The sequence below is a fragment of the Cohnella sp. SGD-V74 genome (assembly GCF_003001675.1).
In the GTDB taxonomy this organism is placed as follows: Bacteria; Bacillota; Bacilli; order Paenibacillales; family Paenibacillaceae; genus Cohnella.
Window position 1 is genome coordinate 630,963 of sequence record NZ_PVYW01000001.1, and the last position, 11,066, is coordinate 642,028.

Annotated in this window: 10 protein-coding genes; 2 read left to right on the forward strand and 8 right to left on the reverse strand. The window is 57.8% G+C overall.

What is annotated here, in order from left to right; genetic code table 11:
- Nucleotides 1-48: 48 nt before the first annotated feature.
- The 4 genes from B0G52_RS02790 to citZ all read right to left on the reverse strand — a co-directional run bounded on the left by B0G52_RS02790 (nucleotide 49) and on the right by citZ (nucleotide 4,272).
- Nucleotides 49-483 (reverse strand): DUF2269 family protein, encoded by a 435-nt coding sequence (locus tag B0G52_RS02790; RefSeq protein ID WP_094041961.1) that lies wholly within the window; start codon nucleotides 481-483, stop codon nucleotides 49-51.
- A 197-nt stretch (nucleotides 484-680) separates the two neighbouring features.
- Nucleotides 681-1,625: a malate dehydrogenase gene (gene mdh, locus B0G52_RS02795; RefSeq protein WP_094041962.1), complete on the reverse strand. Its 945-nt coding sequence runs from the start codon at nucleotides 1,623-1,625 to the stop codon at nucleotides 681-683.
- A 126-nt stretch (nucleotides 1,626-1,751) separates the two neighbouring features.
- Nucleotides 1,752-3,044, reverse strand: coding sequence for an NADP-dependent isocitrate dehydrogenase (gene icd / locus B0G52_RS02800; protein WP_094041963.1), 1,293 nt, complete (start codon nucleotides 3,042-3,044; stop codon nucleotides 1,752-1,754).
- Nucleotides 3,045-3,156: 112 nt separating this feature from the next.
- Nucleotides 3,157-4,272 carry a citrate synthase gene (gene citZ / locus B0G52_RS02805; RefSeq protein ID WP_094041964.1) on the reverse strand — a complete coding sequence of 372 codons (1,116 nt, stop codon included), beginning with the start codon at nucleotides 4,270-4,272 and terminating at the stop codon, nucleotides 3,157-3,159.
- Between the two features lie 351 nt (nucleotides 4,273-4,623).
- Between citZ and B0G52_RS02810 the strand changes: the two genes are divergently transcribed.
- Nucleotides 4,624-6,189, forward strand: a complete 1,566-nt coding sequence (locus B0G52_RS02810) for a Ppx/GppA phosphatase family protein (RefSeq protein WP_094041965.1) — start codon at nucleotides 4,624-4,626, stop codon at nucleotides 6,187-6,189.
- On the opposite strand, the gene ppk1 is transcribed toward B0G52_RS02810, so the two are convergent.
- A complete protein-coding gene (gene ppk1 / locus B0G52_RS02815) occupies nucleotides 6,184-8,331 on the reverse strand; it encodes a polyphosphate kinase 1 (RefSeq protein WP_094041966.1) in 2,148 nt (715 codons plus the stop codon). The genes B0G52_RS02810 and ppk1 overlap by 6 nt on opposite strands.
- An 84-nt stretch (nucleotides 8,332-8,415) precedes the next feature.
- On the opposite strand from ppk1, the gene ytvI reads away from it, so the two are divergent.
- Nucleotides 8,416-9,531, forward strand: coding sequence for a sporulation integral membrane protein YtvI (gene ytvI / locus B0G52_RS02820; protein ID WP_094041967.1), 1,116 nt, complete (start codon nucleotides 8,416-8,418; stop codon nucleotides 9,529-9,531).
- Between the two features lie 24 nt (nucleotides 9,532-9,555).
- Here ytvI and B0G52_RS02825 read toward each other — a convergent pair whose 3' ends face one another.
- The 3 genes from B0G52_RS02825 to B0G52_RS02835 form a co-directional block, all read right to left on the reverse strand.
- Nucleotides 9,556-9,960: an FxsA family protein gene (locus B0G52_RS02825; protein WP_094041968.1), complete on the reverse strand. Its 405-nt coding sequence runs from the start codon at nucleotides 9,958-9,960 to the stop codon at nucleotides 9,556-9,558.
- A 16-nt stretch (nucleotides 9,961-9,976) separates the two neighbouring features.
- A complete protein-coding gene (locus B0G52_RS02830; RefSeq protein WP_094042019.1) occupies nucleotides 9,977-10,447 on the reverse strand; it encodes an acyl-CoA thioesterase in 471 nt (156 codons plus the stop codon).
- 292 nt (nucleotides 10,448-10,739) lie between these two features.
- Nucleotides 10,740-11,066: IS3 family transposase (locus B0G52_RS02835; RefSeq protein ID WP_158223549.1), on the reverse strand; the 327-nt coding region annotated here is incomplete at its 5' end.

An 11,066-nucleotide genomic window follows, 5' to 3' on the forward strand; every position in this document is an offset into this window, starting at 1 on the left:
ATCCGGCAGCCGGAGGGGATTCCGCGAGGGGCGTTGCGCCCGCTCTGCTTACGCCTTATACCAAGGCACTTGCATAAACCAAATGATGACCAAAAACAGAACGAAAATGATCGTGCTGAGCGTCTGCACTTTCGAGATCGAAGCGCTGGCGCTCTCGCCCTTGACGGATGCTTCCGCGATTCGCTTAAGCGGTCCTTGGACGATGCCGCTGAGGGCGCCGATCGCGAGGAACAGGATGCCTACCGTCACGATCCAGGAGACGGCATAAGACACGTTTAATCCGGTCAACAGATAGCCGCCCGTGATCAGTTGGAGAACCAGGGCATACTGCCCGATTCTGCCGCCGGAGATCAACCCGCGAGCCAGCCCTTCCTGCGCGGTGCCGGACAATTGCTTGAACTTCCCGGCCACGAACGGCAGGATCGCGTACACGCCCATGCCGACCGCGCCTACTACGTGCAAAAACAACATTACATTCGCCATTCGTCGAAACCTCCAATATTGATCAACCAAACTAAGACATCCTAAGTATACACAAAAAAATGGACGAGCAAAACTTTTCGAGCCTGGGCGGCTGGGTTTCGGCTTCTTCTCGCTGCCCAACTCGCCCAAGACGCAAAAAAATCGCCGAAGACCTGCTTCGAGGCAGGCTTTCGGCGATTCCGAGACGTCTTGATCCGTTACGCGTTGTCGACGATCTTGATGACGTTGCGCACGGAGTCCGCGGATTTCTCGAGAGCGGCCTTCTCCTCCGCCGTCAGATCGAGCTCGATCACTTTCTCGATGCCGTCTCCGCCAAGCACGGCGAGCACGCCCATGAACAAGTTTTCGAAGCCGTATTCGCCTTGAAGCAGCGCGATGACCGGAAGGATCCGTTTCTTATCCTTCAGAATCGCTTCCGTCATTTGCACCAGGGAAGCCGCCGGAGCGAAATACGCGCTGCCGTTGCCCAGCAGGTTGACGATCTCGCCGCCGCCGGTGCGCGTGCGGGCCACGATGGCGTCGATCTGCTCTTTCGGAAGCAGCTTCTCGACGGGAATGCCGCCGATCGTCGTATAGCGGACGAGCGGAACCATATCGTCGCCGTGGCCGCCGAGCACGACGCCGCGCACGTCTTCGACGGACACGTTGAGCGCTTGCGCAAGGAACGTGTTATAACGGGCGGTATCGAGCACGCCGGATTGGCCGATCACGCGATTTTTGGGGAAGCCGAGCGCCTTGTTCGCCACATAAGTCATGGCGTCGACCGGGTTGGACAAAATGATGACGTAGGCGTTGGGACTTGTCGCTTTGACATTCTCGCACACCGACTTCACGATGCCGGCGTTCGTGTTCACGAGATCGTCGCGGCTCATGCCCGGTTTGCGGGCGATGCCCGCCGTAATGATGACGACGTCGGAATTCGCGGAATCCGCATAGTCCGCCGTGCCGATAATGTTGGCGTCCACCCCTTGCACCGGAGTCGATTCCAGCATATCGAGCGCCTTGCCCTTCGTCGGATTCTCAAGCTGAGGAATATCGAGCAGAACGACGTCGCCCAACTCCTTCTGGGCCAGCATCAACGCCGTAGTCGCGCCGGTGAAGCCGGCGCCTACGACCGTAATTTTTGCGCGTTTGATTGCCACTTGATTGCCTCCTTTGTCATTTTGCCTTTTCCCGCATAACCCCGTTATGCGGGGAGAACCGCCGCCTATGCAGGCGACGGTTCATTCCCCTTGCGATTCATCCCCTTGCGGGCGACGGAATCTTATTTAGAAGTTCTTGATGATCTCGTCAGCGAACTCGGAGCATTTCACTTCCGTAGCGCCTTCCATCAGACGGGCGAAGTCGTAAGTAACGACTTTGCTGCCGATCGATTTCTCGAGGCCTTTGTAGATCAGGTCGGCCGCTTCCAGCCAGCCGAGGTGCTCGAGCATCATAACGCCGGACAGAATAACGGAGCCCGGGTTGACGACGTCTTTGTCCGCATATTTAGGAGCTGTGCCGTGCGTCGCTTCGAAGATCGCATGGCCGGTCACATAGTTAATGTTCGCTCCCGGAGCGATTCCGATTCCGCCGACTTGAGCAGCCAGCGCGTCGGACAGGTAATCGCCGTTCAGGTTCAGCGTCGCGATGACGTCGAAGTCTGTCGGACGGGTCAGAACTTGCTGCAGAGCGATGTCGGCGATGGCGTCCTTTACCAGGATTTTGCCTTCGTCCAGAGCCGCTTTCTGAGCCGCGTTAGCCGCCGCTTCGCCTTGCTCGGCTTTGATGACGTCGTATTGGCCCCAAGTGAACACTTTGTCGCCGAATTCTTGCTCGGCCACTTCGTAGCCCCAGTTTTTGAACGCGCCTTCCGTGAACTTCATGATGTTGCCTTTGTGTACGAGCGTAACGGATTTGCGGTTATGCTTGATCGCGTATTCGATCGCGGCGCGCACGAGACGCTTGGAACCTTCCGCGGAAACCGGCTTGATGCCGATGCCCGAAGTTTCCGGGAAGCGGATTTTTTTGACGCCCATTTCGTTTTGCAGGAACTCGAGCACTTTTTTGACTTCTTCCGTACCGGATTGGTACTCGATGCCGGCATAGATGTCTTCCGTGTTTTCGCGGAAAATGACCATGTCTACGAGTTCCGGACGCTTAACCGGGGAAGGAACGCCCGTGAAGTAGCGAACCGGACGCAAGCAGACGTACAGGTCCAGCTCTTGGCGAAGAGCAACGTTCAGAGAGCGGATGCCGCCGCCGATCGGCGTAGTCAGAGGACCTTTGATCGCGATGATCATCTCGCGGATCGCTTCGAGCGTATCGTTAGGCAGCCATTCGCCGTAAGTATTGAATGCCTTCTCGCCGGCAAACACTTCGTACCAAGCGATTTGTTTCTCGCCGTTGTAAGCTTTCTCGACTGCCGCGTCGAGCACGCGCTTGGAAGCTTTCCAGATGTCGCGGCCCGTGCCGTCGCCTTCGATGAAAGGAATGATCGGATTGTTAGGTACGTTCAGTACGCCGTTCGTTACCGTGATTTTCTCGCCGGAAGTCGGCGCTGCGAATTTTTCGAGTTTCATAATTACGTTACTCCTCCTGAATAATGATCTATTTGTCATCTCGCGAAGAACCGGCGGCCCGCCCCCGCGGTACGAGGATGGAGGCAACCCGCCGGCACACAGCTATGCTGCTTTAACCTCTTTGGGAGATCGGCGCGTAGTGCTGGTCTACCGGACCGACATATTCCGCGCGCGGGCGGATCAGACGGTTGTCTTCGTATTGCTCCAAAATGTGGGCCGTCCAGCCGGATACGCGGCTGATCGCGAAGATCGGCGTGAACAGGTCGCGCGGAATGCCCAGCATCGTGTAGCAGGAAGCCGAGTAGAAATCCACGTTCGGCTTAAGCCCCTTCTGGCCGGTGACGAGCTCCTCGATCTTGACGGACATCTCGTACAGCGTCATATCGCCTTTCAGCTCGCCGAGCTGGCGGGACATCTGCATCAGATGCTTGGCGCGAGGATCGCCGTTCTTGTAGACGCGGTGGCCGAAGCCCATGATCTTGACCTTGTTGTCCAGCTTGTTCTGGATGTAAGGCTCCACGTTCGCCAAGGAACCGATCTCGTCGAGCATGACCATGACCGCTTCGTTCGCTCCGCCGTGCAGCGGGCCCTTCAGAGCTCCGATCGCCGACGTGACGCCGGAATAGATGTCCGACAGCGTCGCGACCGTGACGCGGGACGCGAAGGTCGAAGCGTTCAGCTCGTGGTCGGCGTGAAGGACGAGCGCTTTGTCCATCGCTTCGATGGCGACTTGCGCCGGCTCTTCGCCTGTCAGCATATAGAGGAAGTTATGCGCGACGCCCGCGCCCTTCTTCGGAGCGACCGGCTCTTTGCCTTCGCGGATTCGCGCGAACGCGGCGACGACCGTCGGCAGCTGCGCTTGCAGTCTGACCGCTTTGCGGTAGTTCGCTTCCTTGCTCATGTCGTTCGCTTCGCTATCGTATAGGGCCAAACTGGATACGGCCGTGCGCAGCGCGGCCATCGAGTTGGCGTTCTTCGGGTATAAGCGCAGGCCTTCGATAACTTCGGCCGGAACGGAAGCGTATTCGCCGAGCTGAGCTTGCAATTCGTCAAGCTGCGATTGAGTAGGAAGCTTGCCGTGCCACAGCAAATAAACGACTTCCTCGAACGAAGCCTTTTCCGCGAGTTCGTCGATGTTAATGCCTTGATAGGTCAGGACGCCGTCGATAATGGAACTGATGGAAGACTTCGCGGCGACGATTCCCTCAAGGCCCTTGGTTGCTGTCATATTTTTCTCTCTCCTTTGACCGGAAAATTCATGTCCGCCGGCTTGTCTGCCCTGTCGCCGGGGAATGCCCGCATAAGTCTGCGCGCAAGCTAGAAGCGCTCCCAGCTCGATATTGTACGCAAACCGTAACAATCTTAACATTTTTTGACCTTTTTTAATGATAATCGATTTCACAGGCGAATGGAACCGATGGGGGCATAAAAATGCTTTATCGGACCTATCACGAATCGTTCTTGAACAAGCGACTCTATAATCATTTGCTTAAAGCCCCTAATTATTCCACCGGACGATTTATGATACAATGTAACGAACAATGTCTAAGAAGGTTTGAACGTTTGGAGGACTCGCAGCATGCATACGACGACGAACCGGGTAACCGGAATTATAGATATCGGCTCCAACACCGTCCGCCTGTCCGTCTATCAGATTTCCGGCAACGGAGCTTACAGGGTTGTCGACCAGGGACGCTGGTCCGCCAGGCTGAGCCAGCGCATGGCGGCGGACGGCACGCTGCCCGCTGAAGCGGCGAACGAGCTTGCGGAAGTGCTGCGGCATTACGTCCGCATCTGCGCCAAGCACGGAGCCGAGCGGATTCGCGCCGTGGCCACGGCGGCGATCCGGCAAGCCGTCAACCGCGAAGAAGTCATCGCACGCCTTCGCTCCGCCTCCGGCCTCGACATCGAAATTCTGTCCGGCGAAGAGGAAGCGCGCATCGGAAGCGTGGCAATGCTGAACAGCTTGCCGCTCGACGACGGTTTCGTCGTGGATATCGGAGGCGGCAGCACAGAGATCACGCTTCTTCGAAACCGGGAAGTCGTCTCCGCCGTGTCGTTCCCGATCGGGTGCGTGAACGTCTCCGCCCGTTACGGCCTCGGAGAAGGCCCCGTGCCCCAGGAAACGTTGAACGAGATATTCGCCGATACCAAGCGCCTGCTTGAGGGGGCCGACTGGATCGCCAAGCATCCCGGGCTGCCGCTGATCGGACTGGGCGGAACGGTCCGCGCGCTGGCCAAGCTTCGGCAGCGCGAATCCGGCTACCCGTTCCCGCATCTGCACGGATACGAGATGTCCGAGGCCGACGTATCCGGCGCACTGGAGGATCTCGCCCGCATTGCCGTTCCCCAGCGCCGCAAGCGCCCCGGCTTGTCCAAGGATCGCGGCGACGTCATCGTGCCGGGACTCGCCGTCTTGCTCGGCGTAATGAAGCATACGCGGGCTTCGACGCTGGCCGTCTGCGGCACCGGATTGCGCGACGGGCTGTTCTACGAAACGTGCGAGCCGTATCCGCTGCCCGCCTCTGTCGGCGACGTGCTGGAGGAAAGCGTGCGGAATCTGAACGCGCTGTATCCCGCCGCGCCGGGCGAGCATCTGCGTCAAGTGCGCAAGCTGGCCGCGGCGCTGTTCGAGCGGCTGGCCGGCTCGTCGCCGCTGCCGGAGGAAAGCCGCAGGCTGCTGGAGACTGCCGTCAGCCTGTCCCGGATCGGCGCGACGATCGACTACAACGACTGCGCCGATCATACGTTCTACATGCTTCTTCATACCCATTGGAACGGCTTGTCCCACCGCGAGACAATTCTGACCGCGGCGATCGCCTCGTACCGGAGCTCCAGCTCATCCAGAAGAAAGCTGTCGCCCTATCAATCCTTGCTTCGGGACGACGACCAAGAGACGGTCGTCAGGCTGGGAACGCTGCTGCTGCTCGCCTCGGCGCTGGATCGCAGCGAGTCCCAAGCGATCTCCGCGCTCGGGATCGCCGTCGAAGACAAGAAGCTCCGGCTGCTCGCCGAGTCCGAGGACCCTCTGCCGGTCGAGCGGATGGAAGTCGCCAACATGGCCAAGGAATTCAAGAAAGTATGGGGCATGACTCCCGAATTGCAAGTTGTCCGGACAAACGCCGCCTCCGCGGACCGTCTATGAGTCGAACGCCGCCGCGACCGATTTCCACAGAGGAATGTCCGCCGCTTCGAACTGGCTGCGAAGCGGCGCCAGCTCGTTCGTCACACGGGCGTACGAGCCCGTCGGTTGAAGCTCTCTTGCCTTGACGTTGTCGGCCAAGTTCATCTGCAGCACGTTCATCAGCATCAGACGAAGTCCCTTGTCGTACACCGGACACATCAGCTCGACCCTGCGGTTCAAATTCCGGGTCATCCAGTCCGCGCTGGAAATGTACACTTCCTCGTTGCCTCCGGCGGACACCGCGAGTATTCTCGCATGCTCGAGATAGCGATCGACGATGCTGACGACCCGGATGTTCTCGCTCAGCTCCGGAACGCCGGGGCGCAGGCAGCATACCCCTCTGACGATCAGATCGATTTTAACCCCCGCCTGAGACGCCTCGTACAGCTTGTCGATCATCGACTGGTTCGACAGCGAGTTCATCTTCGCCACGATCCGCGCGGTTTTGCCCGCTTGGGCGTTGGCGATCTCCCGGTCGATCAGCTCGAACAGCTTCGGCTTCAGGCCGACCGGCGCCACGGCGAAAGCCGACCACAGATGAGGCGCCGAATACCCCGTCATTTCGTTGAACAGCGCGGTCGCGTCCGCTCCGATGGCCGGATGGCTCGTGAACAGTCCCGCGTCGGTATAGAAGCGCGCCGTGCTCTCGTTGTAGTTCCCCGTCCCCACGTGCACGTATCTTCTGAGCGCTGCGTCTTCCTTGCGCACGACGAGCGTGATTTTCGCATGCGTTTTTAATCCGACCAGACCGTACACGACATGGCATCCCGATTTCTCGAGCTGACGCGCCCAGGCGATGTTGCGAGCTTCGTCGAACCTCGCCTTGATCTCCACGACAACCGTCACCTGCTTGCCGGATTCGGCCGCGCTCGACAACGCCTGAATGAGCACGGAGTTGACGTTGACCCGGTACAGCGTCATCTTGATTGCAAGCACGTCGGGATCGGCCGCCGCTTGCAGCACGAAATCGTTAACGATCTCGAACGATTCGTACGGATGATAGACGAGCACGTCCCTCTCCCGGAGCACGGACAGAATGTCGTCGGTCTCGTCGAACTCCTCGGGATATACCGGCTCGTACTTCGGATAACGGAGATGATCGTAATTCGGGAGGGCCGCGGCGAATTTGGACAGGAAGCCCAGGTCCAGCGGTCCGTCGATCTCGTCGATAAACTCGTCGGACAGCTCCAGCTCGTCCTTTAGCAGATCGAGCGCTTCCGAATGAATGCCTTTCTCGACCTCGAGCCTTACCGGCAATCCTCTCTGGCGGCGGCGCAGCTCCTTCTCGATCTCCTGGAGCAAATCGTCCGCGCCCTCCTCATTAGGCGTCAAGTCGGAATTGCGCGTCGCGCGGAAAGCGTGCACCGCTACGACGCGGTATCCGCTGAACAGCAAGCCGATATGCTCCTTGATCAAATCCTCAAGCAGCAGATAGACGAGCTTGCGGCTGTTTCTCCTTCCCGGCACGAGAACCGTTCGGGCCAGAATCGAAGGCACCTGAACGATCGCGCAGTACGTCTCCTCCTCGTCTTCCGGTGTCCCCGCATGCTCCCTCTTCAGAACGACGGCCAAATATTGCTCCTTGCTATGAACGAGAGGAAACGGACGACTCTGGTCGACCGCCATCGGAGTCAGTACCGGGTAGACGATCTGTTTGAAATGCTCCGTCAGAATCTGCTGCTGCTCCTGCTGCAAGTCCGCGTATGAGGCCAGCGACACGCCCTCCTTGGCCAGCAGCCTGAGCAGATCACGATACGTCCGGTACTGTTCCCGCACCATCCGTATGCTCCGTTTCATCAGTCGCTTAAGCAATCCTTGGGGCGTGTAGCCGGTAAAATCCGTTTTCGAGTAGCCGGCTTTGCTCTGAGCTTGTAATCCCGCGACCCTGACGCTCATAAACTCATCTAGGTTGCTCTGCACGATGGACAGAAACTGCAATCGCTCCAGAAGGGGAGTGCCCGGATCTTCGGCTTCTTCGAGCACCCGCCTGTTGAATTCCAGCCAGCTTAAATCGCGGTTAATGTATTTCTTGACGCTAGACAATCCGCTTCCCCCTGTTCGAAATGCCAGCGACCAACTGCTGCGCCGACTTGTTTCCTTCATTATGTTGGTCGATTGTAAACTCTAGATCAACGTTGCGTTAACGGAATGTGAAATGAAATCCGGTTCGGGAAAGAGGCGATCGGCATGGATCGAAAAATCGGAGCCCAGTTGTCCCGTTTACTGCTCGTGGCCGCGATGTTGACGACGGCGCTGCTGGCGCTGTGGTGGTCGCTGCCCTTCCTGTATCCGTTCCTGCTGGGCTGGCTGCTCGCCTATGCCTTGAACCCGCTGGTCGGCCTCCTCCACGTCAGAGCGCGGCTTCCCAGATGGCTTGCGGTCGGCGTCACGCTGCTCCTGTTCACGTCGGCGCTGCTGGCGATCGCGTCCGCCCTCGTCATGCGCCTCGTCGACGAAATCGTGGCGTTGTCCCGCTCGCTGCAGAACCTTGTCGCCTGGGCGGAGAAATCGTTCAACGACTTGCTGGCCAATCCGGAAATTCAGGACGTCATGAGCCGGATCAACGACTTCTACCTCCACAATCCCGGCTACAAGGATACAATCAACAACAGCCTCTCCAACACCGCGCAAGCGATTACGAATACGGGAACAGGGCTGATCAGCCTGTTCTTCAGCGGCATCGTCCGCATTTTGTACTCGCTGCCCGCGGTCATGACGATCGCCATCGTCGTGCTGCTCGCCTCGTTCTTCATCGGCAAGGACTGGAACCGCTACGGAACTCGCATTCAGCTGTGGTTTCCCCGGGCGCTCGTCCGAAAAACCGGCGCGGTATGGAGAGACCTGCGCTTCGCCCTGTTCGGATACGTGCGGGCGCAGCTCATCATGATCTCCATTACGGCCGTCGTCATCATTATCGGGTTATGGCTGATCGGGGTTAAAAACGCGCTGGCGATCGGCCTCATTATCGGATTCGTGGATCTGCTTCCGTACTTGGGCGTGGGCGCCGCGATGATCCCCTGGATCGCCTACGAGTTTCTGACCGGCAATTGGACGCTCGGGACGGGGCTGTCGGTGCTGTACGGCATTATCCTCGTCGCCCGCCAGATCATCGAGCCCAAGGTGCTCGCCTCCAGCGTCGGATTGGACCCGCTGCCTACGCTGATCGCGATGTTCGCGGGTCTGAAGCTGTTCGGCATATTCGGCCTGATCATCGGGCCGATCGCCGTCGTCATCCTGACCGCCTGCCATCGGGCGAACGTGTTCCGGGATATCGGACGCTATGTGAAATACGGCGGCCGCTAAGCGACAGCCGTATCGTTGTTATGTTTACCAGCGGTCCGGTCCCCGGTTGATCGTGAATCGGCCTCCGCGCACCAGGCGCTCGAGCCAGCGATACATATACAGCCGGTACAGCGGACGGGTAAGCGGGAACAGAAGCGTCAGTCCGACGATGTCCGAGATAAAGCCCGGAATGATGAGCAGAATGCCCCCGGCCAGCACGCACAGTCCCTCAAGCAAAGTATGTCCCGGCGGCTGGCCGCTCTGCATCTGCTGCTGCGCCTGACGCCACACTTTGCGGCCTTCCGTCTGGATCAGGTAGGCTCCGAGCAAGCTTGTCGCCAGCAGCAGCCCGAACGTCCAGAATCCCCCGATCCAACTTCCCATCATATAAATGCCCCAGATTTCGATCAGAATCGCCAGTACGATAATCGTCAGCAGCTTTCTTGGCAAAGCCGTCACCCTCTCCTTATCCGTCTAGTCCCGCCAATACAGTCATTTTATCATACCAATCGGGAGCTTCGCGCGCGAATCGAACGGGCTTCCATTCCTTGTTCACCCACACATGGCGCGTGGCTCCCTTGACGAGAAGCGTGCCGGGCGGCTCCTCTCCTTCATACAGATCGCCCAGACTGTCCGTCAAGTTGCCTCCGAGCACTCTCGATTCGAACCCGACGCGAAGGCTGGTCATCTCGGAGATGCGGGTACAGACGGTTATCCACTCGTCGTAATGCGCCGCCTGCTGGAACGAAGCCTCCAAATGCGTGACCGGGAGCAGCAAACCTCTGGCTTCCATCTCCCGATAGGCAATTCCCGCCCGGCGCACCCATTCCGTCCTGCCGATCTCGAACCAGTTCAAATAGTTGACGTGATAGACGACCCCCATCTGGTCCGTCTCCTGATATCTCACTCTCAGCGGATGCAAAAACCATTTGCCCACTTCATCTTCTCCTTCCGAGCTTCCGATAAAATCCGATACGTACAAGCGCCTTCCTTGGTTTCAATACAAAATAATCTTTACGTTTTATTTCATAAAAGGTATCGTTGGGAAACAGAAACGCACCTGAATCTAAAATGAAACGAGCGGTGATCTAAAATAAGCCGAAACCGGAAATTGACCACCTTGTTTTATTTGGGCTCTTCTCTGCTCTTCATCATTTGCGCTTTTTTTATTTTTCTGTTCGCCCCCCATTTTAAGCATTGTGGATTGTCAACACGAAATCGGACAGATTTTATGAGGGCAACCGCCGAGCTTCAACAGGCGTCCGATAATCAAGTGTCCCGTGAATGCGGTGATGATTGAACCAGTGAACGTAATCATCAAGTTCCAGCTTCAGTTGTTGAAGATTTTGAAAATGTCGTTGGTTGAAAAACTCCGTCTTGAAAATCTTAAACGTTGCTTCGGCAACTGCATTATCGTGAGGGCAGCCTTTATTGCTCAGCGAGCGCTTAATTTCGAAGGTTTCCAGCGCCTCGGAAATGAGCTTGTTATCGAACTCACTCCCGCGATCGGTATGAAACATCTTGATGCGATCCAGACGCCCAGACACGCTTGCAAT

Bases quoted from the DNA above. Each gene is read 5' to 3' on its own strand.
- B0G52_RS02790 (WP_094041961.1), bottom strand. From the start codon at position 483: ATGGCGAATGTAATGTTGTTTTTGCACGTAGTAGGCGCGGTCGGCATG.
- icd (WP_094041963.1), bottom strand. From the start codon at position 3,044: ATGAAACTCGAAAAATTCGCAGCGCCGACTTCCGGCGAGAAAATCACG.
- citZ (WP_094041964.1), bottom strand. From the start codon at position 4,272: ATGACAGCAACCAAGGGCCTTGAGGGAATCGTCGCCGCGAAGTCTTCC.
- B0G52_RS02810 (WP_094041965.1), top strand. From the start codon at position 4,624: ATGCATACGACGACGAACCGGGTAACCGGAATTATAGATATCGGCTCC.
- ppk1 (WP_094041966.1), bottom strand. From the start codon at position 8,331: ATGAAGGAAACAAGTCGGCGCAGCAGTTGGTCGCTGGCATTTCGAACA.
- ytvI (WP_094041967.1), top strand. From the start codon at position 8,416: ATGGATCGAAAAATCGGAGCCCAGTTGTCCCGTTTACTGCTCGTGGCC.